The organism is Hymenobacter sp. FMD4 (genome assembly GCF_058932745.1).
The window spans coordinates 1-26443 of the sequence record NZ_JBZYWH010000002.1 but is presented as its reverse complement, the minus strand read 5'-3'; the positions used below and the strand labels follow the sequence as shown (position 1 = coordinate 26443).

The window sequence follows — 26443 nt, the reverse complement described above, 5'->3', positions numbered from 1 at the left end:
GGCGGGTATTGCTCCCGCCAGGGAGAGAAAGAGGAGAAAGTAAGCCGTTAGGGGAGAGGTTCTTCTTTGTATTGGTTGAAAAACAGCTTCTTCAGGCGTACTAGGCATTTGTATTTCTGATTCTTGGCGTTGTCGGCGTTGGTATAGCCGTGTTCCGCCGTGAGTTGCTGCATGGACTTGTCGAGCAGGTAAAACCCCTCCAACAACGACCGGCACGGTTCCCCGAGCCGTACCAGCGCATCGCTCATCAAAGCGAATTGCCGGTCCCGCTCTTCGGCGTCGGCGAGGTCGGCCTCGGCGCCGGTTTCGAGGTAGGGCTCGTGGTCGTCGAGGCGGCCGCCGTAGCGGCCTTTTTCGGCCAACCGCTTCAGCCACAACCGGCGACACACGGCGTAGAGGTAGGTTTTGATCTGGCAGCTCAACTCGAGCGTGCCTTCCCGTACCTTCTCATAAAACACCATCACTCCCTCCTGATAAATGTCTTTGGCTTCGTCCTCAGTGCCGCTGTTTTGCGTCACCAAGTGAATGACCATCGGCAGATGGAGTCGGTAGAGGTGTGCCAGTGCCCGGTCGTCGCCGTGGCGGATACCCGCCACTAGCTCCTCGTCGGTGTACGAAGGCTGTCCCTTGCCCATGCGCAGTTACTCGTTCTTAATACTTTACTCGCGGCCTGGTAACCCAACAGAAAAAGATTTTCTGGTTGTGGGCCACTTCTCTCTGACATCAGCGCTAACGGCCGCTTCTCAGGTCACTATTTCCAAACTTACATCACAAACGAACAACCTACGGAAGATTCCCCCGGCGTTTGTTTGCCGAGCAAGTCTCGCATGGTACGGCAGTGAAAGCACCGCTGTCTGAAACTCTCCCGTGCCCTGCTACCTGATGCGGCAGCCTATTTGATGCGGTGGGTAGGCTTATGGACGGAGCGTCTCGGGGTTGTGGTTTTCTGGGTTGAAAGGTCATTGGCTACCCACATTACGTTCAAAATTATGGGGTCGGGGCCTGTTAATCATCAACTTGTGTACCTTTGCCACCTTTCACCAATTCTTATAACCGTGACGCAACCTACCAAGCTAACCCAGCCGAGCGAACCGCGGCCGGCCGATTCTGGCAGTACGGCGCCTGTGTACGAGAACGTGAAATTAGGCGACTCGGACGTGCAGCAATTGGATATTCAGCCCCTTGGCAGGGTGCTGAAAGTGGGGAATTATGTGGTGGGCGAGGCGCACGACCCACTGTTAAGTGGGCATCCACACATTCGCTACTAAGCCTTGCGCTTGTCGTCAAGCCACAGCCAGCCAGCCGCCGCCACAAAGAGAACGAAAAACCAGCCAGCCGGCCATGGGCTGCGGCGTTGAGCAGGGGCTGCATGTACCAAGCTACGTGCAGTAGCCTGTTGGGCTGCGGCTTGGCGCCGGGCTACCAATGGTCCCTGCCATTCCTGTGCCCCGAACACATAGAAAGACAAGCTGGCCACTCCCGGTAGCTGTGCTGTGTGCCAGCCCGGCTGAGCCGGCCAGAAAGTGCCTATCCAAAGGTTCTTTTGGTACGGATGCTGGCCGAGGGCTAAGCGCACCGCTGCGGCTGATGTCGGCCGAATACTGGCCGCGCCAAGCACCGGCGTGCCATTAGACAAGCGCAAGGTTGCCGGCTCGTGTGGGCGAACCCACGATACCATGTGCCAGCGCGCAGGGGCATCGGGAGGGCGGGCAGCGGCGCCAAGCAAATGACTCCAATAAGCCCCGTAAGTGGCAGGAGTGCCCATCAGCTGCCAGCGGTAAGTGCTTACCGGAGTGGCTACCACCACGGTGCCCCATCCTGTGCGGCGGGCAGCGGCAGCTACTGCATTGGGTTGGCCAGCCGTTACTAGCGGCTGCAACCGCAAGGAAGCCCTGACGGTAGCCGGCAAAGTTGTTTGTCCTTGCGCATCGGGCCATTGCAGTAGCTGGGGGCGGTCGGCTAGCGTAGCCGGACGGGAAAGCAGTGCAAAGTCGGAGCGGCCGGGCAGGCCGGGGGGCAGTTTGTCGGTGGCGAGCAACACTATCCCCATGCCATCGGAGGTGGCGGCAGCCAGCGCCCGGGCCTCACCTGCGGACAGAGTGCCAAGTGCATCGGCATCGGCCACGATGGCATCTAAAGATGCCAGCAATGAAGGCGTAAGGCGCTCAAGGCTGGTAGAAGAGCGGTTGAGAAATTCTTTTTGCTGCAAGCCCCGACTGACACTGATGCGCATAGCCACCTGATGACCGCGTTCAGCTAAATGGTTTTTCAGCAGGTTGAGCTCGAACGAAGGCGTGCCGGCGAGAAGCAACACGCGGAGTTGCCGAGGCGCTTCTACTTCGGCGGGCACAGGTTCAGTAGCCAGTAGTTGTTGGCCGCGTCGCGCTTCTAACCGGGCCAGTACCTGGCCCGTAGTGCGGGGTGTGTATTGTAGCTTAAAAGAACCACTGCCGGTGGGCAGCCGGAAGGAATCCTGCGGCGTACCAGCCGCCACCAGCCGTAGCCAGGTGGCTTCGGAGCTGGCATCGGCAAAGAAGCCTTCCACCACTAGTGGCTTACCCAGGGGCAGCTGACGGGGCCAGCTCCCAGCAGTAAAAGCCGACCCCAGCGGGTGCTGATGCGCTACTACTGCTACGCCGGCTGGGAGCGTGGCCAAGTCGGCTTCAGGCAGGCCCAATCCCAGTACATGAAGCCGCCGCACCTGAGGGTAGCGACTAGGCAAGCTCGTCAGTGACGGAAGAATAGCCGTGTCACCGAGTGCCGCGGCGCCTCGGAAGCGTAGCAGCGGCACTGGCCCAGTTCGGGCAAGAAGCCGGCGGAGGCTATCGGGGCGATAATGCTCGGTGAGCAGGATGGCGGCATCGGGCGCTGCCACCGGCACAGTGCGAGAAGGAGGATAGACGCTTAACCAGAGCGCACCCGCAGCTAGCAGCCCAGCTACCAGGCGCAAAACCCCGCGTACCCCCACATGGTAGCGTAGAGCCTGCCACACAAGCAGGCCACTGAGTAACAGGCAAAGCGTGGCGAAGGCGAAATACAGCGGAGGATGCGTCATCATGAAGGGAAGCAGCAAATCAACGGCTTAGCTCGCGAAAGTAGCGCCGGGCCCACGGGTCGGAAGTAGGGCGCGCCGGGCTGGCCGCCGGCACGGGCAGCAGGCGGGTGAGGGCCCGCTCTACGGCAGTAAGGTCGGCGGGGGCAGGGCGCCGACCGTTACGGACCTGCTGCTGCAGCTGGCGCCACGCTCGTAACGAGACCAGCGACGAAGCGGGGTCTTGCATAGCGGCTTCGCCCAGGGCAGCACCGGCCGGCTGCAGGCGGGCTGCATCGGCAGGGATAGGCTGCTGACCAGCTCGGTAAGCAGCCAGTAGTGCCAAGGCCGCGCGCACTTCGGGCTGGGCTGGCGGCTGGGGGCGTTGCTGCTGGCGCTGCGGGGCGGTGGCAGCGGTAAGCTCGCCGGTCAGGCGCTTTTCAGCCTCGGGCAGTGGCGGCAGGTCGACGCCGGATTTGCGCACGTACAAACGGGTTTGTTGCTGCACTTCCTTGAGCAGCCGCAGGGCTCGGTATTCAAAAGGCAAGGCTTCGGCGGGTTTGGCCAAGCGCAGACGCAGCTCGGCATCCCACATCTGACCCAGTACGCCGCGCAGCTTGGCTTTTACCTGCGGCTCCAGAAAATCGGCTGTTTCCTCATCGTCGTGCAGGTGCTTGTAGGGCGTAGCCAGCGCTTCGGCAGTGGGCAGCGGTCCAGCGTCGGCTGTAGGGGCATGACCATGGTCGTGGCCGTCGTCATCGTGGTGTTCTTCCTCCTCGTCCTCGGCGATGGGCGGACGCGGGGCAGCTTCGGCGGCGCCCTTCTCATACTCTTCGCCGAGAAACTTCCCGTAGCGCAGGCGTAGCATTTTCTGGTCTTCGCCAAGGCTATTGGCGCGGCTCTGAAACTCCGCCGTCGGTAACTGCTTACGCTGAGCTAGGAGCTTTTCGGTGTCGATAATGATCTGCCGCTGGCTGCGGAAATAAGCTGGCATCTTGTTTACGCTCAATGAAATGGAGGCGATGCCGCCCGTTGCCGCCGTGTCTTCCCACTGCACCAAGGCGGCATCGGTACGGGCCCGCTGGCCGGCATTGTCCCAGGCTTCGGCATACACATAGAGCTCGTCGCCGTAGGTCAGCCCCAAGGCTGGCAAGCGTAAGGTTACGGCAGCCGTTTGTTGACGGGGCTGTTGGCGGAGCGCTCCGCTCAGGTCCATGGTGGTTTCCTGAAATTTTACGGATTCGCCCTGGCCCAGCGCTGTGGTAACCACCAGCCGGGCGCGGCGTAGGCCGTAATCATCGCGCAGCTCTACGCGCACCGCTACCTCGGGCCGGTTTCCATACTCGACCAGCGTGTAAGGCTCTGGCGCCAGCATGCGCAGGGCAGGAGCCCGGTCGGGCTGCACTTCCACGGCATAATCCTCGGAAGAATGGCCTGCAAAACGAATGCGGTACAGCGTGGAGCGGCTGAACTGGTGGTTGGCCTCAAACACCAAGGGTTTACCCGGAACTGGACGGAAGCGAATGGCCGGCTGACCGGCCAGCAATAGCTCCGGAGCTTTGGTGGCCTGGCTTACGCGCACCGTCCACCGAACGCGGGAACCCGCAGGACAACGGAACGAAGGCTGGGTCGGGGCAAAATCCGGCTGCCGCGTGTAAACAGGAGGCTGCACTTGGACGGTAGTACTAAGCAAGCGCGGAACTGCGGCAGTAGTGGGCGTAGCTGGTGCCGTAGGGAAGCGCAATACCAGCGGCGGCCCGGCTGATGCAGTACGCGCCGGTGGCAACAGCCAGCCCAGCAGGCCAACCAAAAGCAGCGCCGTTGTTATTATTAGTCGGCTCCGCCACGGTACCACGAACGCCTGTTCAAGGGGCAGGTTGACTAGGCGGTGGGCTACTCGTTCCTGCTGCAGGCGCTCCAGCAGCGTGTCCTTCGGCGTCAGCAGCAGGCCCGTGCTGTCTTCCAGTTTGGGAAAATGCCGATCCAAACGCCGCACCACAAACGACGTGTCAATGCGGCGCAAAGCCCAGAGGGCCCACGCCAGCAATCCTGCTGCTGCCGTGCCTACCCCAGCAAACAAGGCCGTGGCAGCGGGCCAGCGTTGCGCGGCGCCCAGCAGCGCTACCAGCGCAGCTCCGCCAATCAGCGCCAAAGACAAGACCGAGTGCCAGCGGTACCGTTGTTGGGCAGCGGCCAACCGCCTGTGGGCCGTGGCAACGGGCGAGAGTGTAGTCGTTTGAGTGGGCGTCATAGGCTGGCCGTTGTTGGGGCGCGCCGCTTGGACAGCAGCCGCTCCGCGCCAAATAATACGCCGGCGACCATAGCCAGCCACGGCCGCAGATCGAACGGCTCAGCGGGGAGAGGGCGACGGGGGGTAGCACGCGGCGAACTTGTATTGACCGCGAGAATCTGAGCCGGGTCTAGCTGGCGAATATCGGCAGGCATCAGCTCCGGTGCTGGAGCCAATAGCTCTAGCAACAAAGCCGGAAGCTGACCATCGGTTGGCAAGCTGCTCCACTGCGGGTGAAATCGAGTGTGCAGTTGGTACTTACGGCCGCGGTCATGGGCGCGGACCGTGAGTACCGGCTGGGCAGTGGCATCCTGCCATATAGCTGGCGCGGTGGTAGCTGGCGTGGAGCGCCGACGTAGCTGTATCGGAGTGGGTAGGCTGCCTGCCGTGAAGCTGCTAGCCACCGCCTGGCCCGGGCCACTGGCGTCCAGTAGCAAATGCAAGCCCCGGGCTACTTGTTGGTCTAAGGCTGCTGGTACCGGGGCATCCGTAAGCCAGAGAAGCCAGTCCAGTGAATCGGGCTGGGGTGGAGTGGATGCTACGGTCAGCTGCAAGCCAGCAGCAAAAGCCGGCTCGGCCGCTTGTAAGGCGGCCCGCACGTAGCGCAAGTCCTCAGCACGGGTTTTCGCATCGGCATATATCCCGATGCGGAGTGGCATCTGTACCCGTACCGGTCGCTGGGAGCTAGCAGCCTCCGGCAGCGGCTCGATATAAAACTGACCGCCGCGGCGCTGCAGTTGCAGCGTTGGTAACGAGGGAAGCTGCAGCGTGGAGGGTGTTTGGGTAGGCCAAGGCTGGTTAAAAGTGCGGAACGATACGCGGGTACTGCTGCCGTATCCCACCGTCAGACGTAGGGAGTCGGGCGTGGGGCGCGCAGCGGCTTGCAGCCAAGTGGCGCTGTCGGTAGCAGCGGGCACGGTATGCCAGCGCACTTGGGCCGGTAACGTAGGCCGACTGCCCCGAAAGTGCCGGGCCTCGACTGTTGTATAGAGGTGCAGCGGCCGATCGGGGAAGCTGTCGATGGCTTCAGCGGCGCGGTCCCATAGTCCCGCGACCGAATCTGGACTGCTGAGGTTGGACGGCGTTTGTAGTATCAAAGAATCAGAAAGAGCTGGGAAGCCCGGGCGCAAGAGACGCAGCTCCGCGCCCTTGCGGCGCAGCGAGTCTACTTCGGGCCGTAACACGGCGAAGGCGGGTGAGGCCAAAGCTTCGGGACTGATGAGCACCTGCGGGCGTACGGGCTTAGGCAGCTGCGCCCACTGCGGGCCCGCAATGGCCAGGGCTAGCAGCGCCAGCAGCGCCAGCCGCAGCAATAGCAGCGGCCATTGGGTAAGGTGCAGCTGGCGCATCCGACGGTTGGCGCCGGGTGTCAGCCAGCGCAGCGCGCCCACCGGCACCACCTGGCCCGGCCGCCGGTTCCATAAATGGATGGCCAGCGGTACCAGCAGCCCCAGTAGGGCTAGCAGAGCAGCAGGATTGGCGAAGGTGAGCAACGGTGGAAGAGCAGAGTAAGCGTAGGACAGACGGGCGAATCAGGGACAAGGCTGCTTAGCCGGGCACGCCCTGCCGACGGCGCAGCACCGCCCGCAAGGCTTGCGCGGGCGGCTCGTCGGTGAGTAGACGGTAGTAGTCGAGGCCGTGGCTGCGAACCGATTGCTCGGTGCGGCGCAACCATTCCTCAAGCTGGCGCTGGTATTCCGGGCGCTGACTCGCGTCGAGCTGCAGGCGCTGGCCCGTTTCGAGGTCTTCCAGCGTGGCGGCAGCCGGGTAATCGAGCGTCAGCTCATTGGGCGCCAGCAAATGCAGGACGATAATCTCGCCGCCCGCCGCGCGCAGCAGCGTCAGCACCTGCTCCAGTGCCGAGCTCGGTTCCAGGTCGTACAAGTCGCTGACGACCACGGTGACGCTGGAGCCCTGTCGACTAAACAGCGGGGCCAGGGCTGGCACATCGGGCAGCGTGCCGGCGGCGGTAAGCGAGCTGAGCGCGTGGTACAGCCGAGGCAGCTGCGCGGCGTCGGCACGGGGCGGTATCGTTTGTAGCCCGGCAGATTGGACCGCATACAGCCCCACGGCGTCGCCTTGGTGTTGCGCCACGTACGCCAAGGCCGCCAGCAGCAACCGGGCGTATTCCAGCTTGCTGACGCCGGCCTGGTCGCGGTGGTTCATGGAGGCGCTGGCATCGAGCACGAGGCGCACAGTCAGACGCGTGTCTACGTCCGATTCGCGGATGTAGTAGCGGTCGGAGCGGGCGGCAAGGCGCCAGTCGAGGCGGCGCAAATCGTCGCCGGCCTGATACGGGCGGTACTGGCTAAACTCCATGCCCTCGCCGCGCCGCCGACTGGGGTGCAAACCGGCCTGCCCGGCCTCCACTATCATGCGGGCTACAAGGGGCAGGTTGCGCAGGGCAAGCAAGTGGGCGGCGGAGAGCATTGGAAGCGGCGAAAGAAGATAAGCGCGTTAGGGCGTCGGGAAGTGCTGCAACAAAGCCACCACCGCGTCATCGGGCGTAAGGCGGTCGGCTTCGGCCTGGAAGTTCAATAGCAGGCGGTGGCGCAGCACCGGGGCAGCCAGTTGGCGCACATCGTCGAGCGTAGCGGCGAAGCGGCCGTGCAGTAATGCTCGGGCCTTGGCACAGAGCACCAAGGCCTGACCGGCGCGTGGGCCCGCGCCCCAACGGCCGTAGTCCTGAATAAACTTCACCGGCGAGGCATCGGGCCGGGTGGCGCGCACAATGCGCGTGACGTACTGCAGCAGCTCGGGACTGATGCTCACCTCGCGTACCAACTGCCGCAGCTGCCGCAGCTCCTGGGCGCCCACCACCGGCTCGGGGCGCCCGGCAGCGGTGCCAGTGGTGCCCTGCAGAATGGCCAGCTCCTCCTGCTCCGAGGGGTAGCCGATGCGGATGTAGAGCAGAAAACGGTCGAGCTGAGCTTCGGGCAACGGGTAAGTACCAGCCTGCTCGATGGGGTTTTGGGTGGCCAGCAGGAAGAATGGGTCGGGCAGCGGGTGCGTCTGGCCCGCGTAGGTGACTTCAAACTCCTGCATTACTTCCAGTAGCGCGGCCTGCGTTTTGGGCGGCGTGCGGTTGATTTCGTCGGCCAACACAAGGTTGGCAAACACCGGCCCGCGCACGAACTCAAAGCGCCGTTTGCCAGTAGTATGGTCTTCCTCCAGCACCTCGGTGCCCAGGATGTCGGTGGGCATCAGGTCGGGCGTGAACTGGATGCGGCGGAACGACAAATCAGTGGCCGCCGCCAGGGTACGGACCAGCAACGTTTTGGCCAGGCCCGGCACGCCTTCCAGCAGCGCGTGGCCACCGGCCAGCAGGGCCACCAGCACTTCGTCCAGTACTTCATGCTGGCCCACAATGACTTTGCCGATTTCCTGGCGCAGGCGGGGGAGTTTATCGAGCAGGCGGTGGAGTTCTTGTTCGGTCACGGAGGAGGGCGGGTAGCGGAAAAACGGTTAGGGCAAAGGGCGGTGTTTGAGGATCGATAGCTGCTTAAGCACAAGAATTACCTGTCTTCATCACGCCGTCAGGGCATACAGCAGAATATTGACCCCAAACTTGGTGTTGTCTTCGGCCAGAAAACGCTTGTTGCGGAAGTCATAGTCCCACTCGCAGCCGTAGTCTTTGTTGGAGTACAGCACCCCGATGCGGCCCTTGATTTCGACGGCCTTGAGGTAATCGTGGATGAGGTCGTCGCCCCAGCCGTTGAGCTCGAAGGAAGTGGCCGGAGGGCCATCTTTGAATTTGAAGAACTGGGAATAGATGGGGTGCGTGTTCGGCAGCTTCTTGAGCGCGCCGGGTCCGAAGCAGGTCCGCATTTGCTCCTCAAAAGAGCGGGCAAACAGGCCGTCGATGTCGTGGTTGCAGTCGTCGACGAACACGAAGCCACCGTTACGCACGTACTGCGTGAAGTTCTGCTTTTCCTGGGCCGTAAACTGTACCAGTCGGTGCCCCGATAGGTAGCAGAACGGATAGCTGAACAATTCCGGGCTGTCCAGTGCCACTACCTTTTCCTTGGTATTGACCTTCACGGTGGTGTATTCAATAAGCGAATGCAGCAGATTGGCGGGCATGCGCTCATCCACGGCATCCCAGTCGCCGGAGCGGTAGCTGAGGCGTACGAAGGTGAAAGGAGTGGGCATAAGCTGGCGGAAGATAGGCAGCGGCAAAGACACAAGCCAGGTACGAAAGGTGGCCTTGGTGGCGTTGGCCCAACAGGTGCCCGAAGCACAGCAAAGCAAAAGCCATGGGCCGCCAACAACTTATCTGCTTGACTGGCTGCGGATTTTAGGCTTTACTGTCCAGCCGTGGCAAGCGGTAGTACGTATTAAGACCTTCTTTTTCTGCGCCATACCGACCCTTTGCTATGAAACGAACTGCCTTATCCCTGCTGCTGAGCCTAGGGCTAGCAGCCTCGGCCCACGCCCAGTTGGGCGTCAAGGCCGGCCTCAACGCTGCCGTGCTCGACGGTGAAAACTTGTCGGCCCGTACCCGCTTCATGACTTCGCACCACGTGGGCGTGTTCTACGAAGCCAAAGTGCTGGGACCCATCTCGATCCAACCTGAATTGCAGTACTCGCTGCAGGGCGGCAAGTTCCGTTCGGCCCTGGCCGATTTCGACACCAAGCTGCACTACCTCAATGTGCCCGTGGTAGCCAAGGTACGGTTTGCCCGCGCCTACATTGAAGCCGGACCGCAATTCGGGGTGCTCCTGAAAGCCCGCGAAGATGGGCAAGTGATGGTGGGGCAAGACCAGAACGGGGCCGTGTTTGCCAGCCAAAACCGCGGGGCCTGGAACCGCTACGAAAAAACCGACATGAGCCTGTGCGTGGGGGCCGGGTTTAAACTGCTGGCCGGTCTGTCCGTGGGTGCGCGTTTCGTGGCCGGGCTCAGCGACGTCAACGACGTGAAGAACGTGACGGGGCTGAACGACGAAAAGCTGCGCAACCGCGTATTCCAGGGCTTTGTGGCGTTTCAGCTGCCGTAGCGGTTCGGTGGGCTGCCGCTAGCCCAAAGATGTGATAGAAAGCAAGACGCGAGTTTCGACCTTTGTGTATCTGGTATCGACACTTTCGCCCTTGCTTTTATGAAACGGTTTGCGCTGCTCTCCCTGCTAGCCCTCATGGCCTCCGTTGCGCAGGCCCAATACATCGGCGTCAAAGCCGGCGCCAACGCCGCCGTGCTCGACGGTGAAAAGCTGGCTGCCTCCACGGACTACCGCATCAGCTACCACGCGGGAGCATTCTACAACTATAACCTGTTCGGCCCCCTGTCCTTGCGCCCGGAGCTGCAGTATTCATTGCAGGGAGGAGACTTCAAATCGGTGCAAGAAGACTACGAAACCAAGCTGCACTACCTGAATTTCCCACTGCTGCTCGACCTTAAAATGGGGCCCGTGCACCTGCAAGGCGGGCCGCAGTTCAGCCTCTTGCTCACGGCCAAAGAAGCGGGCACCCTATTCACGGGCTACAACCCGTTGACGGGGCAGCCGCAATACGGGGAGGTAAGTCGGCAGGTGACGGATCAATACAAAAAGAAAGACTTCAGCCTCTGCGCCGGGCTGGAGTTGGATTTGGGCAGCACCTTGGCCGTGGGCGGGCGTTTCAATGCCGGCCTGAGCGAAATCAGCGACTTCGACCAAGTGCGCAGCCCCAACGACCCGCGCCTCAAAAACCGCGTCTTCCAAGGATACCTGCTTATCCGGCTCGGCAACTAGTTCGGGAAGCTTTAAGCAGAAAAAGCCCAACTGCTGCAGTTGGGCTTTTTCTTATACTCCACAGTAAAGCCATGACACGACAAGCGCTTCCCGATCAGTTGTGGGGCACGCTCATCGTTTCAACCTACACCGCGTCCGACAGGCTGGTGAAGGTGAAGTCCCGAATCTTGAGCGGCGGCACCAGGTTGCCGCCCAGGCGTTGCGCCCGTCCCATGGCCTCAATGTTGTTGAGCATGATGATCGGCGACTCGTTGAAGCGCATGTTCTTGATCGGGTGCTTGATCTTGCCGTTCTCGATATAGAACGTACCGTCCCGCGTTAGGCCGGTTACCAGTAGCGTCTGCGGGTCTACGTCGCGGATGTACCACAGGCGCGTGACCAAGATGCCTTTCTGGGTGCTTTTGATCAGGTCGGCGGTGCTCTGCGTGCCGCCTTCCATGATGAAGTTGCCGGTGAAGCCCGTAGGGGCCACCTTGTTCTTCTGGGCCCAATAGCGCGAGTAGTACAAGTTCTTCACCACACCCTTCTCGATGATGGGCAGCTTTTGCACCGGCAGGCCTTCGTTGTCGAACACGCCGCTGGGTGCCAGCGGATTCGTCGGGTCGACCATGATGGTCACGCGCGGGTCAAACAGTTTTTCACCCTTGCGAAGGCCGCCGCCTTTCTTGCTGAGGAAGGAGCGGCCTTCATCGGCTTCACGGGCATCGAAGGCGTACACCAAGCGGTTGATTAGGCCTTCATCCGACACCAGCGCGGCCGGCTCCAGAATCACCGTGTATTTGCCCGGCTCAATGGCTTTGGCCTCGACGGAACCGATTGCTTTGTCGGCGGCGATTTTGGTCAGGGCCTTAGCATCCAGCTTGGTGGCGTCGGTGAAATCGGCCACGGCGTAACCCGAGCCCCGGCCGTCGGGCGTGCGCACCGTCACGGAGAAATCGAGGTTGGTAAACTGCTGGTAAGCCTCCAGCCCCTTGCTGTTGCGAATGGCCGCGAAGCTGATGCCATCTTCCAGATAGCCAGCGGCCGTAAGCTTGCGAGCCGCGCACAGCTCGATGCTGTCGCCGGCGGCCTGCGCCCGGAAATCGGGGGTGAGAGCCGCGGTGCTCTGCGCAAATGATGGGGCCGAGAGGTACTGTTGCGGCCCGAGGCGCGGCATGTAATCCGGGTCTTCGGGGGCCAGGCGGGCTACTTCTTCGGCGCGCTGCACGCAGCGGCGCAGCGTGGCGTCATCAAACTGATTGCAGGTAGCCACGCCGGAGCGCCGCCCAAACCACGTTTGCACCACTAAGGACACGTTATCGGCCGCCCCGGCCGTCGTCACCGTATTGCGGGCATAGCGCACGTTGCCAGAGCTGCGGCCGTTAAGATTGGCTTCGCACTCATCAGCGGTACTAAAGCCAACAACCTTTTTAAGAATGGCTTGGGCTTCGTCTTTGGAGAGAATGGGCATGAGGAAGGCAGAGGAGGATAAACGCCCACTTCCCAACTGCTGGGAAGTGGGCGTTCTGAATTAAACCTTGCGGGCCGTGTTGATGACGTTCACGCCGTTGAAGCGCGTGGTGGCCGAGCCGTGGCTCACGGCCGAGCTTTGGGAAGGCTGGCCTTTGCCGTCGTTAAAAAAGCCCACTAGGCGGTAGTCAGACTGGTCGCAGGTAGCGGCGCAGCTATTCCAGAATTCCTGGGTGTTGGCCTGGTAGGCCACGTCCTCCAGCATGCCGGTGATTTTGCCGTTTTCGATGGCGTAAAACACTTGTCCGCCGAACTGGAAGTTGTAGCGCTGCTGGTCGATGGAGAAGGAGCCGTTACCGGCGATGTAAATACCCTTCTCCACATTCTTCACCATGTCGTCCACGCTCATCTTCTGGGTGCCGGGGCGCAGGCTTACGTTGGGCATGCGCTGAAACTGCACATCCTCCCACGATTGGGCGTAGCAGCAACCGTCCGACTCGTTCTGGCCTACGATATGCGCCTGGTCGCGAATTTTCTGGTAGTCCACCAAAGTGCCGTCTTTGATGAGCATCCATTCCTTGGTTTTCACCCCTTCATCGTCGTAGCCCACCGCGCCCAGGGAGCCGGGCTGCAGCTTGTCGGCCACAATGTTCACCAGCTTCGAGCCGTAAGGCTTGCCTTGCTTTTTCCACTCCAGCGTAGCGAAGGAAGTACCCGCAAAATTGGCCTCGTAGCCGAGCACGCGGTCCAGCTCCAGGGGGTGGCCCACCGATTCGTGGATGGTCAGGCCCAGGTGGTGTGGGTCGAGCACGAGGTCGTACTTACCCGGCGTCACCGATTTGGCCGTGATTTTCTGCTTGGTTTGCTTGGCGGCCAGCGCGGCATCCTCCAGCATGTCGTAGCTGTTGCGGTAGCCAATTACTTCCGAGCCGGCCGGGCCCATAATTTTATCGGCCGCTTTGGGCGTGAGGTACTCATAGCCCAGGCCCATGGAGGCGCTTAGGGCCTGCCGCGTCCGGAACTTGCCCGAGGCGCGGTCCACCACTGTTACCCCGAAGGTGGGCCAGATGCGGTGAATGTCCTGGTCGATGTAGGAGCCGTCGGTGGAAGCAAAGTACTTCTGCTCATTTACTTGGAACAAAGCCGAGTTGACGAAGCTGGCGCCATTTTCCATGGCTTTGGCGTTGGCGGCGAGAAGTAGGTCTACCTTTTGGGCCACCGGCACCTCGAAAGCATTCTGCTGAATCGGTGCTTTCCACGATACTTCGCCGTAGCCCTTTTGCGGAGCCAGCTTCACGGGTTCCTTTTGCACTTTGGCGTTGGCCTTGGCAATCTGTACCGCTTGCTGAGCGGCCTTGGCCAGACCGGCCTCCGTAACCTGGTTGGTGGCCGCAAAACCCCAGGTGCCGTTGGCAATGACGCGTACGCCGGCGCCGTAACTCTCCGTATTGGCGATGTTTTGCACCTGCTTTTCGCGGGTAAACAGGGCTTGGTTCAGGTAGCGCCCGATGCGCACGTCGGCGTACGAGGCGCCGGCCGACTTGGCCGCGTTCAGGGCGGCATCAGCCAAACGCTTGTTGATGGCCGCGTCCATTACGGGGTCGAGTAGGCGGGCCAGGTCAACTGGCTCACCAGCCAGGCTCGGGAAAGAAGGCAAGAATAAGGCACCAGCGGCTAAGCTCGTGAGTCCTACAAAGTCGCGACGTTTCAAGGTATTGGAAGTAAAGGCGTGGGGGGAAAGAAGCAGGACTGCTGCCGAGGGCATGCGCGGAAGCGCCGGTCCGTCAAGATAGAGAAAAAAGACCCCGCCCGGCTGGGCCGAACGGGGTCCGCAACGCGCGGAAGCGCAGCAATTACACCGCGTCCGACAGGCTGGTAAACGTGAAGTCCCGAATCTTGAGCGCGGGCACGAAGTTGTTGCCCAAGCGCTGCGGGCGGCCAATGGCCTCCAGGTTGTTGAGCATGATAATCGGCGACTCGTTGAAGCGGAAATTCTTCACCGGGTGCTTGATCTTGCCGTTTTCGATGTAGAACGTTCCGTCGCGGGTGAGGCCGGTGTAGAGCAGCGTCTGCGGATCCACGGGGCGGATATACCACAGGCGCGTCACCAGGATGCCTTTCTGGGTGCTCTTGATCAGGTCGGCGGTGCTCTGCGTGCCGCCCATCATGATAAAGCCGCCGGGATTTGGGATGTCCGGAATGCCAGCTTTCTGAGCCCAGAAGCGCGAGGAGTAGAGGTTCTTTACCACACCCTTCTCAATCCAAGTGGTTTTCTGGCGCGGGCGGCCGTCGCCGGCAAACACGAGGCCGGGAATGTCGGCCGAGGTAGGATCGGAGTAAATGGTTACGCGCTCATCAAAAAGCTTCTCGCCCTTCTTGTTGCCGCCGCCTTTCTTACTGAGGAAGGAGCGACCTTCATCGGCATTACGGGCATCGAAGGCGTTCATGAGCGCGCCCAGCAAGGATGCATCGGTGTTGGATACCAGCGCGGCCGGCTCCAGAATCACCGTGTACTTACCCGGCTCAATGGCTTTGGCCCCCACAGAGCCGGTCGCCTTGTCGGCCGCAATCTGGGTGAGGCGACCGGCGTCAAACTTGCTGATGTCGGTGTAGCTGGAAGCAGCGTAACCCGAGCCCGTGCCATCGGGCGTACGCACCGTTACAGAGTAATCGAGGTTGGTAACCTGCTGATAGGCTTCCAGGCCTTTGGTGTTGCGTTTGGCGATGAAACCCGATTCGTCTTCCAGAAAGCTGGCCGAAGTCAGCTTTTTCTGGTCACACAGTTTGATGCCAGCCAGCGCCTGCGAGGCGCGGTAGTCGGGCGTGATGCCGGCCGTACTGGCCGCAAACGACGGCGCCGTGAGGTACTGCTGGGCTCCCAGCATGGGCACGTACTCGGGGCTCTCGGGAGCCAGGCGGGCCACTTCTTCGGCACGCTGTACGCAGCGGCGCAGCGTAGCATCGTCGAATTGGTTGCAGGTGGCAATGCCGGAACGCTTACCGAAGCGGGCCTCCACTGCCAGCGACACGTTGTCGACGGCCCCGGCGGTGCTTACCGTGTTGCGGGCCGTGCGAATGTTGCCGCCGTTGGTGCCGTTGAGCGTTGCTTCGCACTCGTCGGCGGTGGTGAAGCTCAGTACCTTCTTCAGGATGTTCTGGGCTTCGTCACGAGAAAGAATGGCCATAAGAAATATTCGGAGAGGAGAAGAAGAGGGGGAACAGGTGACTTCCTTCCAAAGAGGCCGGAAGCCCCGGGCTTAGACTTTGCGGGCCGTATTGATGACGTTCACGCCGTTGAAGCGGGTATGGGCCGAGCCGTGGCTCACGGCCGAAACCTGTGAGGGCTGGCCTTTGCCATCGAAAAACGAACCGAACAAGCGGTAGTCCGATGCGTCGCAGATGGCCGCGCAGCTATTCCAGAATTCCTGGGTGTTGGCCTGGTAAGCCACGTCCTCGATCTGACCGGCAATCTTGCCTTTCTCGATAGCGTAAAACACCGTGCCGCCGAACTGGAAGTTGTAGCGCTGCTGGTCGATGGAATAAGAACCGCGGCCGGCGATGTAGATGCCTTTGTCCACGTTCCGGATCATGTCGTCCACGCTCATCTTCTGCGTGCCGGGACGCAGGCTCACGTTGGGCATGCGCTGGAACTGCACCGTGCTCCAGGAGTCGGCGTAGCTGCAGCCATCGGACTCGTTTTGGCCCACGATGTGCGCCTGATCACGCGTCTTTTGATAGTCTACCAGCTTGCCCTCCTTAATCAGGTCCCACTCCTTGGTTTTCACGCCTTCGTCGTCGTAGCCCACCGCGCCCAGGGAGCCGGGCTGCAGCTTGTCGGCCACGATGTTTACCAGCTTCGAGCCGTAGGGCTTGCCCTGCTTCCGCCAGTCTAGTGTGGCGAAGGAAGTGCCGGCGTAGTTGGCTTCGTAGCCAAGCACGCGGTCCAGCTCCAGAGGGTGACCCACCGATTCGTGGATGGTCAGACCCAGGTGGTTTGGATCGAGCACAAGGTCGTACTTGCCTGGGGTCACGGAGGTAGCGGTGAGCTTCTGCTTGGCCTGCTTGGCGGCCAGTGTAGCATCCTCCAGGATGTCGTAGCTGTTCTTATAGCCGATCAGGCCGGTTTCGGCCGGCCCGGCAATCTTGTCCTGAGCTTTGGGCACCAGATACTCGTAGCCCATGCCCATAGGCGCACTCAGCGCTTCGCGGGTCCGGAACTTGCCCGAAGCGCGGTCGATGGCCGTGACACTAAACGTGGGCCAGATGCGGTGTATGTCCTGGTCGATGTAGGAGCCGTCAGTGGAAGCAAAGTACTTCTGCTCGTTGACCTGAAACAGCGTCGAGTTGACAAACGAAGCGCCGTTTTCCAGGGCCTTGGCATTGGCCGCCAGCAGCAGGTCTACTTTCTGCGCCACTGGCACCTCGAAAGCGTTTTGCTGAATGGGGGTCTTCCAGCTCACCTCGCCGTAGCCTTTCTGCGGGGCCAGCTTCACGGGTTCCTTTTGCACTTTGGCGTTGGCCTTGGCAATCTGCACGGCCAGCTGAGCCGCCTTGGCCAAGCCGGCTTCGGTTACTTGGTTGGTCGAGGCAAAGCCCCAGGTGCCGTTGGCAATGACGCGCACGCCGGCGCCGTAGCTTTCCCCATTGGCGATGTTTTGCACCTGCTTTTCGCGGGTAAACAGGGCTTGGTTCAGGTAGCGCCCGATGCGCACGTCGGCGTACGTTGCGCCGGCCGACTTGGCCGCGTTCAGCGCGGCATCGGCCATTCGCTTGTTCAGGGCCGCGTCCATCACCGGCTCCAGCAAGCGGGCAGCGTCTACCGGTGTCCCACCGAAGCCCGGGAAGCTCGGCAGAAACAGGGCGCCGACCCCTAAGCCGGTCAGGCCGACAAAATCACGTCGTTTCAAGAAAGTAGAGGTTTGGGAGGGAGGTAGGAGTAGGGCAGAAGTTCCGCAAAATTCACGGACTTGCAAGCGCAAGGACGCAGGCGCGTAGGCCGGGTTGCAGCCGCGCCGCGTCTACTTGCCCGAAGAGTTTTGGGCGCCCTGGCTGGCACTCAACTGCCCGAGCAGCGTTTGTACGGCCGCATCGAGTTGGGTGTCCCGTTCGGTATAGCTTTCCCCGATGGGCCGGGTCACGGCAATGTCGACGGGGCGCGGGGCCATTTCCATCACCTGGCCGTCGCGGGTGGCACGGATGGTGGTCGTGGGCAGCCGCAGCGAAGAGCCGTCGAGCAGGGTCGTGCCCGAGGTGAAGATAATCCAGCCGCCGGTGGGCTCGCCCACGATTTTGCCCAGGCCCGAAGCGCGGTAGCCTTCGCTGAAGTCCTCGGCGTCGGACAGCGAATGTTGGTTGGTGACCAGCACCGTGGGCAGTTCCAGGCTACGCTGGCCCAGCGCACCACGCGCCGGAATGGGTGCCGGAAGCGAACGGTCCTGCATGCTGAGGTAGCTGCGGCGCGTGAGCACGTCGATGGCGTACACATTCACGAAGCCGCCGTTGTTGTTTCGCACGTCCACCACCACGCCCTGCCGGGTCATGTTTTCGGCGTCGAGGTCCAGGTAAAGCTGCGACAAAGACGCGGCACTCATGTCGAACATGTGCACGTAGCCCAGGCGGCCGCCGCTGGCTTTGGCTACGTAAGCGCGCCGCTCTTCCACCCATTGCCGATAATCCAAGGCCTTCTCGGTGTCGCGGCTGAGCGGGCGCACCACTCCTTCGCGCTCCTGCTTCCCGGAGGCTACGCGCAGCGTGGTACGGCGGTCGATGCGGTACTGCAGCAACTCGTCCAGGTTGGTGGAAGCCGTCAGGGGCTGGCCTTCCACCGCGAGCAGCACGTCGCCGGGGCGCAAGCCGCCCAGGGCCGCGGCGCCCAGCGGCAGCACCGAGCTGATGCGCAGGCGGCCGTTTTGCTCGTACTCGGTACCGTCGAAGCGCAGGCCCAGCCGGCCGGTGGTCTGGGGAGCGGTGGTACCGGCCGCCGGGCCCATGCCCAGGTGCGAAGCGTTGAGCTCCCCAATCATCAGGTTCGTAAGCCGTCGGGCTTCGTCGGGGGTGCGGGCGCCGGCAATCAAGGGCGCAAACCGGGTGCGCTGGGCGGGCCAATCGGCGCCGTTGAAGGTGCTGTCGTTGAAGAACTGGTACAGGTAGGTCCAGGCCTCATTGAACACCACGTGCTTTTCCTGCTCGAAGTCCACGTTCATCTCAGCCGTAACGGCCAAGGGTTTGGGCGTACCCTTGCCCGCCTCCACCGGCACTACTTGGATGCGGCCCTGTTCGAGGAAATACACTTCCTTGCTGTCCGGCGAAAACTGCGCCTGGCGCTTGGGCGTGGCCGTCGATGTCAGCTGCCGGGCCGTAGCCGGCTCCTTAGCCAGCTCGTCGAGCGGGTACAGGTACAAGTTGGTCTGGTTCGCCACCTCGGCCGTGAGCAGCAGCCACTTGCCATCGGGGCTGATGCGCTGGCTGTTCACGTCGACGCCCACCGGCAGCAAGCTCATGCGGCGACGGATGTCGTCGAAGCTGATATTCACCGCTTTGACTTCCGACGCGGCCACGCCGGTGCCTTTGTTTTTCTTGCCAGGCTTAACCTTCGCAGCGGTCTTGCTGCGGGCTCGCGCGGAGTCGGCTGCCGCTACGGGCAGCGGAGCGGGGGCGGTGGGCTTGGTAGTAGGGGTGGTAGCCGGCACGGTCGGGCCGGTTTCTTTGAATAAGTCCCGGAACTGATCCTCGCGGAAGCGTGGCGTACGTGGCAGCAAGTCAATGCGGGCCACCTGGGCTATTTCGGTGCGCTGGCCGGTATCGAAGAGCAGGTACTTGCCATCGGGGCTCCACGAAAGGCTGTTGGAGTTGAAGTTTGACAGGAAGCTCACCGGGCGCGCCGTGCCGCCGGTGGCGGGCACCACCAGCACGTTGGCGAAGCCGCGGGCACTGTTAGGCGTGAAAGCAAGCCAGCGGCCATCGGGTGACCAGGCATAGGAGCTTTCTGCGGCCAAGGGCGGACGGTTGAACTGTCCGGCGGCGGCCACGCGCTCCTGCTTGGTGGTCAGGTCCAGTACGCGCAGCTCACGGGCGTCGCGGATAAATGCCAACTGCTTGCCGTCGGGCGAAAAGCGTGGTTCGGCGTCGGAGCGGGCCGAATTGGTCAGCCGGGTTTCCTGGCCGGTGGCGAACGTATAGCTGTACAGGTGCCGCGCACCGTCGCGGGCCGAGGCGTACACCAGTCGGCGGCTGTCGGGAGCCCACGTCAGGTGCATTTCGGCCTCGGTGGAGATGGTCAGGCGCGTGGCGTCGCCGCCGTCGGCTGCCGAGGCTGCAAACACTTCGCCGTGCACGATGAAGGCCACTTTCTTGCCATCGGGCGAAAGGGCCAGCTCCTGCAGGCGGTCGGTAAAGCGCTGGCGCACCACAGCCGGGCCAGCCGGCGCGCCGCGCCGCTGGATGGGTACCTGCCGGGTTTGGCCGGTTTCGGGGTCGAGCGTCCAGAGGGCAAAGTCGTGCTCAAACACAAGCAGGCGGCCGTCGTACGATATGCTGGGCCACAGCAAGCGGCCGCTGATGAAACGCGTGACCTGCCGCGGCGTGGCATTAGCTTCCAAACCTACGGTCCAGATGTTTTCGGTGCCGCCCTGATCGGAAGTAAAGAACAGCTGCCGGCTGCCGGCGCCCCACATGGGCCACAGGGCCTTGGCACCGCGGGAGGTAAGGCCCCGGTAAGTAGGGGCGTTGCTGCTGCCTTGTCGCAACCAGATTTCGGACTCGTCGAGGTGGCTATGGCCGTGGCGCCACCACTGGCTGGACGCTATGCCGCGGGCTGCAAAGGCCAGCGTCTTGCCGTCGGGGCTGGGCGCGGCAAAAAACTCGTTGGCGTAGCGGTCGGCCGTAACGGCCGTGGGCGTCCCGCCGCCCGCCGGCACGCGGTAGATGTCGTTCATGCCCGCTATGTCGCGGCTGCTCGATGAGAAATACAGATACTTGCCGTCGGGCGACCAGGCATCCAGCTGGTCCAGGCCGTCGTCGAAAGTGAGCTGTTTCAACTCGCCCGAGGCAAAGTTGAGCAAATACACGTCGCCATTGCCGGAGCGGGTGGAAGTAAAGGCCAGCGACTTGCCGTCGGGCGAGTAGAGCGGGCGGCTTTCGGTGGCGGCGTGGGCTACGAGCAGCCGCGCCTCGCCGCCGGCTACAGGCACCGTCCAGACGTCGCCACCCGACACAAAGGCTAGTTCCTGCCGGTCAGGCGATACCGCGGGCTCCGTGAAGTAAGGCACTGCAGCCGGCGGCGCAGCCAAGGCTGGCACCGAGAGGATTGCACCTAAGGCGAGGGTGACGCGAAAGCAATGATATGATCGTGAAGAAAGCGGCATTCGTGGTCAGTATGGTGACGAAACGCTCTAATGTAAGAGCTTTCTGACGGAGGAATATCTTCAAACTTGTGTGGACAGTCGGATTAAGTCGGAGCCTGATTCAAATTAACTTATATAAATGTACCTGAAGTGGTTTGACGTTTTCCAGTACTCCCCTGGGCGGACAAACTTCGCCATCCCTGCTCACTGTACAAGTGCCAGCAATGCATCCGAAATGGCTGGCCAGGGTTGGTTCAGATCGATGGTGACCACGCGCACCGGGTAGCCGCCAAGTGTGTAGCGTAGGTCGGTTTCGTGGGTAGCAGCTGGGTAAAGCAAAATGCCTTCCAGCGCCTGACCGGACTCGGCCGGCTGATTTTGGAGGTAGGCATAAAGCTGGTACAGGTGTGGCGCGATGAGACGCTGCCGGTCGTAGTGCGGTTTTAGCGCGGCGGCGTAATACTTCGTGTCTAAGATGATTTTACGGTCGGGCGCTACCAGGCTGGTATCAGTAATCATGCTCGGTAACAGGGCCAGGTCGGCGGCTTGCTCGGCTTCGGCCTGCCAGCTGATGGTTTCAGACAACACCCGGTAGCGGCGCTGTTCAAGCCGGTAGAAGTTGCGCACAAACCGCTCGAAAATCTGCGCCATCAGGGTTTCGTCGCGGCGAAAATCGTGGAAGCGGGTACGCCCCACCGTATCGGTTTCTGGCAGCGCGGTGCGGTAAATCAGGTCGCAGACGTTCAGCAGAAAGCCCTGCGGGCTTGGCAGGTGCAGGCGGCGCACGGCGCGCAGCTCGGTGCGGGTGAAGGGCGCAGCGGTTACTTCTTCGGGAAAGCGGGCGCGCACCCGGCGCACTTCTTGGCGCAGGGCCGCGGGCAAGTGCCGGGTGCGGCCCAAAACTTCCAAGGTGCCCGCGAGCAGGTTGTTGAAGGCAGTGTCAGCCCCCAACTCATCATAAGCGCACACAGCGCGGCCCTGGCGTAGCAGGTCGCGGGCAATGGTGGGGCCGAGCAGTACCCGGCCGCGCAGCTCGGTGCGCTCCTCCAAGCGCTCGGCGTAGCCCAGCGGTAAGCCTTGCAGCAGCAGGCGCTTGGTGCCCACCAGCAGCATGTGCGTCAGCAACTCCAACGGCCGGTGAAAGGCGCTGGCGTCGACCTGCTGCCACTCGCCGGGATTGGGCAAGCGGTTCCAGGCGTAGCAGAGCAGGTAGTACAGGTTCTGAACGGGAATCACGGGTTTTATTCGGATTAGGCGGGTACCGTGGATTTAGGGCTAAGTAGCCTACTTGCCTGCGCGCCAAAGGGCCCTCCTGTTGGCTAAAACCACAGCATAATTCGACTACGCCGACAGCAGCCGTTGCTTATGCGCAGCTGCTTGGGCTGGCTGATCAAACCAGTAGTCGTCGAGCAGCGGCGCTATTTCCTGCTCCAGGACCAAGGTTAACCATGCGGCTGCGGCTTTGGCTTCGGTAGGAGGCTGGCAGAAGTAGCTGTGGCCTAGCTGAAAATCGGGTCCAAGTTCCGGGTCGGCGGCAATTGCCTCGTTGAGCTCGGTGAGGCGCACCAGCACACGTTCGGTCACGGCCGCTGGTACGCCGCGGGCTGTGAGCAAGCGGCGCAGCGGCTCGCCAAACTCCGGCTGCATGGGCACGAAGGCAAAGCGCCGGCGCAGGGCGTAATCCAAGGGGGCCAGGGAGCGGTCGGCAGTGTTCATCGTGCCGATGAGGTACAGATTATTGGGCACGAAGAAGCGCGGGGCATCGGCGGCCGAGTAGGGCAGGCGCACGGCGTGACGCGGGCCGCGCTTATCGGCTTCCAGCAGCACCAGCAGTTCGCCGAAGATGCGGTTGAGGTGGCCGCGGTTGATTTCATCAATCAGCAGGACGAAGGGGCGGTGCGGCTGCTCGGTGGCGCGGCGGCACACGTCGGGCAGCACGCCATCGGTTAGCTGGAAGCCGCCGCGGCCATCGGGCCGGAAGCCTTGCACAAAGTCTTCGTAGCTGTAGCTGGGGTGAAACTGCACCAGCTCCAGGCGGCTTTCATCGGTAGCGCCGAGCAGCAGCCACGCCAGCCGCCGGGCCAGAAAAGTCTTGCCAGTGCCGGGCGGGCCCTGCAGAATAAGGTTCTTTTTGCGCTCCAGTCCTGCTAATGCATCGTCGAGCTTGTCGGCTGATACGAACAGCTCCTGCAGCGCCGCTGCCTTGTCGTAAGGTTCGGACGTGCCCGAGCCGTACGTGGGTGCAGGTTCCTGCACGGGCGGCACTGGCGTGGCGGCTGTTGGTTTTTTGCCGACGGGCAGCGGCACCTCGTCAGCCGCTAAGCCAGTGTACAGCTGTTGCATGGCTTCCTGCGCGGCTACGTCGCCGTCGTGCGGTGAATTGGCCAGCACCGGGCGCTTGGTGGTCACGGTGAAGCTCAGACCTTCGAGCACCTGGTTGGTGGGCGTGCCGGCGGGTAGCGGCCACTCAGCATCCAGTTGGCCGGTAGCAAGGCGGAAAGCCAGTTCGGCTACCGGGCGCGGCGGGTAACGGCGGCCCCGAAATACCAGGTCATACACCGTGCTCGGCGTCAGCTCCAACGCCTCACGATCAATCTGCCGCAGGGCACGCAGCACGTACTCGCGGGTAAGAGCAGACAGATCGGCGGGGGCAGAGGGCGTGGCGGACATGCAGGCGGTAAGGTACAGGCAAAACGCCAACTGCGCCGGCGGAGTTCGGAAACGCGCCGGGTAGAAAAGCCGCGTCCCGCATTCGGCCTCTTTGGTCGAATGCGGGACATGCTGTCTTACGAAATGCTGGCTATTTGTTCCGCTGCTTGCTTTCCAAACCCGGATCAGCATTGCGCTGCGGGTCATGGGCCTTGTCGGGCGTGGGGTGACGGTTGCTCGTTTTCATGGTGTCCGGCCGCTGGTCCTCCTGGTTCTTACGAGCAGGGTCGGTATGCTGGGGCGTTTTGGGCACGTTGTTCTTAGACATGGCAAGGATTGGTTTTAGGGTGAAACCATGTGTTTGTGTACGTGCCAGCGGCCGTCGCGTTCAAGCAAAGAACAGTTAAGCGGCTGCTCCCGATGAGCTTACTCTACCCGGTGCTCCCGCCGAATGCCCAATTTTTTCATGCGGGCTTCCAGGGTTTTGGCGTTGATGTCGAGCAGTAGCGCCGCGCCGTTGGGGCCGCTTACCCGGCCGCCGGTGCGCTGCAGCGCCGCCAGAATATGGTCGCGCTCTTGCTCCCGCAGGGTCTTCAAGACTGTGTTTGACTCAAGTGCTACCTTTTCGGTTGCGGGCGCGGCTGAGGTGGGAGAGAAGCCCGCAAACTCCAGATACGTCCCCGTCGAGGCCATGACGGCGCGTTCAAGCACGTGCTCCAACTCCCGGAGGTTGCCGGGCCAGCGGTACTGCTGCAGCGCCTTCAGGTCGCGGGCACGCAAGTTACGCACAGGCTTACCGAGCTTCTTGGAGTAGCTTTCGAGCAGGTAACGCACCAGCGGCTCTACGTCGTCGGGCTGCTCGCGCAGCGGAGGCAAGTGCAACGGAAATACGCCGAGGTGGGAGTACAGGTCGGCGCGGAAGCGGCCGGCGGCTACCTCCTCTTCCAACACACGATTCGTGGCCGCAATGACGCGCACATCTGTCTGGATGACGTGGCGCCCGCCAATGCGCTCAAACTTCTTTTCCTGTAACACGCGCAGCAGTTTGGCCTGCAGATCCAAGGACAGTCCGCCGATTTCATCCAGGAAAATGGAGCCACCATCAGCCATTTCAAACTTGCCGATGCGCTGGTCGTGGGCACCTGGGAAGGCGCCCTTTTCGTGCCCAAACAGTTCCGATTCGATGAGCTGAGCCGGCAGAGCGGCACAGTTGATCTTGATGAGTGCTCGTTGCTTGCGCGAAGAGAGGCTGTGCAAAGAGCGGGCTACCAACTCTTTGCCGGTGCCGGTTTCGCCGGTGATTAGCACGGTACTATCCGTGAGAGCTACCTGCGAAACCCGCCCAAATACCTCCTGCAACCCGGGGCTGCCGGCCGCAAACTCCTCAAAGCGGGTCACAGCCGTGGTATTGATTTCGTCGATGAGGTAGGTCCGCTCCCGGTCTAACTGGTCGCGCTGCCTATTCATCTGCTCGAAGGCGGAGGTGTTCTGTATAGCCAGCCGAATCTGGGGCGCCAGGGATAGAATCAGCTCTAGCGAGTCTTCGGTAAAGGCCAGCGGCTCGCGGCTGGCCATAATCAGGGACACAGGCTGCTCGCCGGGCTCGTTGATCGGGGCACACAGCAGAGCCTGGGTACCCTGCTCCTCGTGAAAAAGGCGCAGCCGCGGGTGGTCGTTTAGAAGGGTATTTAATCCTTCTCCGATATAAATACCGGGTCGGGTAAACAGCTCCATCCGGGCCGATGCTACCCAGGCTTCCTCTGGCTGTTTTTCTAGGGTATTCTCGTCGAGCGGGGCGAAGGTGCCCTCTGGTCGCTTGCCAAACTGAGCAAAGCCCTGCATAGGAGCCGCAGGTATCTGCATCCGTACGCCTAAATAGTCGCAGGGAACCACTCGGTTGATTTCCGTAGCGAGGGCACGGAACATCTCGCCGCGCTCCGTAACGCGGAGCAAGGCGCTGTTCAAGGCCAACTGCAAGGTTTTTTCTTGCTCACGCCGCGCTAGGTCTTCAAAAGCCAGCGCGTTGGTAACGGCCACAGCCACCAAGCTGCCGATCTTTTCCAGCAAGTCAATATCCAGTAGGCTGAAGTTAGGCTGGCGCCTCGCCACCAACGACAGCAGCCCGATAAGCTGCCCACCGGTGCGCAGGGGCACCACGGTCAGGTAGCGCATACCTTGGTCGACCAACTCATAAAAGGGCGGAAAGTCAGTGCCCTCATTAAGCAGCTCGATTAGGTCGTAAATATGTAGGTGAAGCTTCCGCATGAAGCCCTCGATGGGAGTACCTTCGATGGGCATGCGCCCTAGTTTGCCCCTCTCGGGCAAGAGCAGGAGCACCTCGCCCATGTAGTCGCGCAGAAATACGCGCTGGTACTGGTGCTCGGTCTCGAAAGTGAGAATGGTAATGGCATCGAAGGGGAAAATCAGCCGCAGCTTGTCATTGATGGTACGGAATAGCGTCTCCTTGTTGCGGGTGGTTGCAATGGCTTCGTTAAGATGGAGCAGTAGGGAATCGTCTTGGGTCGGCATATAGTTGTGCTTCTGAATTAGCATAGGTGCAAGATTAGGAATTGCTTAAATATCAGCAGTACTTTCTTGAGGCATAGGCTTTATATGACTGTAAATCAACTTCAATAAAGCTTGCTATGGGATTTGTCAGAATTTTTTTAATAACTGTTTTAGAGCCTGTCCAACCTTGCTCTGAGCTTGGGTAGTAAAGCAACCCATTTGAATTCTAATACAGCACGAGTAGGTAAAAGCTGTTAACGGCCACGTGGCTCAGAGCCGTAGCTGCCCGTTACCCAACCGTAGGGTACCTTCTCTTGCGCCAGCCTCGAACCTTTACCTAACATATTCATCAGCACCGATGAACAGGTGCGCGACATTTAATGTGCGCCTGCTTTCCTGCTCATCATGCGCACCCGTTCCAGTGAGAACGTAGAGCTGAAAGCTGCAC

General features: G+C 61.6%; 19 protein-coding genes. 3 read left to right on the top strand and 16 right to left on the bottom strand.

Annotated elements, in window-relative coordinates:
• Window positions 1-47 precede the first annotated feature (47 nt).
• Complete coding sequence (locus tag AC5FXY_RS02075; RefSeq protein WP_493554968.1) at window positions 48-635, bottom strand: RNA polymerase sigma factor; 588 nt, start codon at window positions 633-635, stop codon at window positions 48-50.
• A 420-nt stretch (window positions 636-1055) separates the two neighbouring features.
• Between AC5FXY_RS02075 and AC5FXY_RS02070 the strand changes: the two genes are divergently transcribed.
• Window positions 1056-1268: a hypothetical protein gene (locus AC5FXY_RS02070; protein WP_493554967.1), complete on the top strand. Its 213-nt coding sequence runs from the start codon at window positions 1056-1058 to the stop codon at window positions 1266-1268.
• Here AC5FXY_RS02070 and AC5FXY_RS02065 read toward each other — a convergent pair.
• From AC5FXY_RS02065 to AC5FXY_RS02040, 6 genes are all read right to left on the bottom strand, one after another.
• A complete protein-coding gene (locus AC5FXY_RS02065) occupies window positions 1265-3058 on the bottom strand; it encodes a hypothetical protein (protein WP_493554966.1) in 1794 nt (597 codons plus the stop codon). The two genes, AC5FXY_RS02070 and AC5FXY_RS02065, sit on opposite strands and share 4 nt — an antisense overlap.
• Before the next feature lie 16 nt (window positions 3059-3074).
• Entirely contained in the window at window positions 3075-5282 is a 2208-nt protein-coding gene (locus tag AC5FXY_RS02060) for a hypothetical protein (protein ID WP_493554965.1), read from the bottom strand.
• Window positions 5279-6814 (bottom strand): BatA domain-containing protein, encoded by a 1536-nt coding sequence (locus tag AC5FXY_RS02055; RefSeq protein ID WP_493554964.1) that lies wholly within the window; start codon window positions 6812-6814, stop codon window positions 5279-5281. Before AC5FXY_RS02055 ends, AC5FXY_RS02060 begins: the two co-directional genes overlap by 4 nt.
• 55 nt (window positions 6815-6869) lie before the next feature.
• Window positions 6870-7751, bottom strand: a complete 882-nt coding sequence (locus AC5FXY_RS02050; protein ID WP_493554963.1) for a DUF58 domain-containing protein — start codon at window positions 7749-7751, stop codon at window positions 6870-6872.
• A 27-nt stretch (window positions 7752-7778) separates the two neighbouring features.
• On the bottom strand, window positions 7779-8759 hold the full coding sequence (locus AC5FXY_RS02045) for an AAA family ATPase (RefSeq protein ID WP_493554962.1): 981 nt from the start codon (window positions 8757-8759) through the stop codon (window positions 7779-7781).
• A 90-nt stretch (window positions 8760-8849) separates the two neighbouring features.
• Window positions 8850-9473, bottom strand: coding sequence for a DUF4159 domain-containing protein (locus tag AC5FXY_RS02040; RefSeq protein WP_493554961.1), 624 nt, complete (start codon window positions 9471-9473; stop codon window positions 8850-8852).
• A 224-nt stretch (window positions 9474-9697) separates the two neighbouring features.
• On the opposite strand from AC5FXY_RS02040, the gene AC5FXY_RS02035 reads away from it, so the two are divergent.
• Both AC5FXY_RS02035 and AC5FXY_RS02030 read left to right on the top strand, forming a co-directional pair.
• Window positions 9698-10318, top strand: coding sequence for a porin family protein (locus AC5FXY_RS02035; RefSeq protein ID WP_493554960.1), 621 nt, complete (start codon window positions 9698-9700; stop codon window positions 10316-10318).
• A gap of 99 nt (window positions 10319-10417) precedes the next feature.
• Window positions 10418-11047, top strand: a complete 630-nt coding sequence (locus AC5FXY_RS02030; protein WP_493554959.1) for a porin family protein — start codon at window positions 10418-10420, stop codon at window positions 11045-11047.
• A gap of 124 nt (window positions 11048-11171) precedes the next feature.
• Here the strand turns inward: AC5FXY_RS02030 and AC5FXY_RS02025 are convergent, their stop codons facing one another.
• The 9 genes from AC5FXY_RS02025 to AC5FXY_RS01985 form a co-directional block, all read right to left on the bottom strand.
• Window positions 11172-12497, bottom strand: a complete 1326-nt coding sequence (locus tag AC5FXY_RS02025) for a TldD/PmbA family protein (RefSeq protein WP_493554958.1) — start codon at window positions 12495-12497, stop codon at window positions 11172-11174.
• A gap of 60 nt (window positions 12498-12557) precedes the next feature.
• Window positions 12558-14207: a TldD/PmbA family protein gene (locus AC5FXY_RS02020; protein ID WP_493554957.1), complete on the bottom strand. Its 1650-nt coding sequence runs from the start codon at window positions 14205-14207 to the stop codon at window positions 12558-12560.
• Between the two features lie 142 nt (window positions 14208-14349).
• Window positions 14350-15681, bottom strand: a complete 1332-nt coding sequence (locus AC5FXY_RS02015; protein ID WP_493554956.1) for a TldD/PmbA family protein — start codon at window positions 15679-15681, stop codon at window positions 14350-14352.
• A 72-nt stretch (window positions 15682-15753) separates the two neighbouring features.
• Window positions 15754-17403 (bottom strand): TldD/PmbA family protein, encoded by a 1650-nt coding sequence (locus AC5FXY_RS02010; RefSeq protein WP_493554955.1) that lies wholly within the window; start codon window positions 17401-17403, stop codon window positions 15754-15756.
• A gap of 111 nt (window positions 17404-17514) precedes the next feature.
• Window positions 17515-20859, bottom strand: a complete 3345-nt coding sequence (locus AC5FXY_RS02005; RefSeq protein WP_493554954.1) for a S41 family peptidase — start codon at window positions 20857-20859, stop codon at window positions 17515-17517.
• A gap of 183 nt (window positions 20860-21042) precedes the next feature.
• The gene (locus AC5FXY_RS02000) at window positions 21043-22074 is read right to left on the bottom strand and encodes a 5-methylcytosine restriction system specificity protein McrC (protein WP_493554953.1); all 1032 of its coding nucleotides are present in this window, start codon (window positions 22072-22074) and stop codon (window positions 21043-21045) included.
• 105 nt (window positions 22075-22179) lie between these two features.
• Window positions 22180-23508, bottom strand: coding sequence for an AAA family ATPase (locus AC5FXY_RS01995; protein WP_493554952.1), 1329 nt, complete (start codon window positions 23506-23508; stop codon window positions 22180-22182).
• A 130-nt stretch (window positions 23509-23638) separates the two neighbouring features.
• Complete coding sequence (locus AC5FXY_RS01990; protein ID WP_493554951.1) at window positions 23639-23815, bottom strand: hypothetical protein; 177 nt, start codon at window positions 23813-23815, stop codon at window positions 23639-23641.
• A 98-nt stretch (window positions 23816-23913) separates the two neighbouring features.
• Window positions 23914-26040, bottom strand: coding sequence for a sigma-54-dependent Fis family transcriptional regulator (locus AC5FXY_RS01985; RefSeq protein WP_493554950.1), 2127 nt, complete (start codon window positions 26038-26040; stop codon window positions 23914-23916).
• Between the last annotated feature and the right edge of the window lie 403 nt (window positions 26041-26443).

Coding starts and splice junctions, on each gene's coding strand:
- AC5FXY_RS02075 (WP_493554968.1), bottom strand. CDS start 635: ATGGGCAAGGGACAGCCTTCGTACACCGACGAGGAGCTAGTGGCGGGT.
- AC5FXY_RS02065 (WP_493554966.1), bottom strand. CDS start 3,058: ATGATGACGCATCCTCCGCTGTATTTCGCCTTCGCCACGCTTTGCCTG.
- AC5FXY_RS02060 (WP_493554965.1), bottom strand. CDS start 5,282: ATGACGCCCACTCAAACGACTACACTCTCGCCCGTTGCCACGGCCCAC.
- AC5FXY_RS02050 (WP_493554963.1), bottom strand. CDS start 7,751: ATGCTCTCCGCCGCCCACTTGCTTGCCCTGCGCAACCTGCCCCTTGTA.
- AC5FXY_RS02040 (WP_493554961.1), bottom strand. CDS start 9,473: ATGCCCACTCCTTTCACCTTCGTACGCCTCAGCTACCGCTCCGGCGAC.
- AC5FXY_RS02035 (WP_493554960.1), top strand. CDS start 9,698: ATGAAACGAACTGCCTTATCCCTGCTGCTGAGCCTAGGGCTAGCAGCC.
- AC5FXY_RS02030 (WP_493554959.1), top strand. CDS start 10,418: ATGAAACGGTTTGCGCTGCTCTCCCTGCTAGCCCTCATGGCCTCCGTT.
- AC5FXY_RS02025 (WP_493554958.1), bottom strand. CDS start 12,497: ATGCCCATTCTCTCCAAAGACGAAGCCCAAGCCATTCTTAAAAAGGTT.
- AC5FXY_RS02015 (WP_493554956.1), bottom strand. CDS start 15,681: ATGGCCATTCTTTCTCGTGACGAAGCCCAGAACATCCTGAAGAAGGTA.
- AC5FXY_RS02005 (WP_493554954.1), bottom strand. CDS start 20,859: ATGCCGCTTTCTTCACGATCATATCATTGCTTTCGCGTCACCCTCGCC.
- AC5FXY_RS01995 (WP_493554952.1), bottom strand. CDS start 23,508: ATGTCCGCCACGCCCTCTGCCCCCGCCGATCTGTCTGCTCTTACCCGC.
- AC5FXY_RS01990 (WP_493554951.1), bottom strand. CDS start 23,815: ATGTCTAAGAACAACGTGCCCAAAACGCCCCAGCATACCGACCCTGCT.
- AC5FXY_RS01985 (WP_493554950.1), bottom strand. CDS start 26,040: ATGCTAATTCAGAAGCACAACTATATGCCGACCCAAGACGATTCCCTA.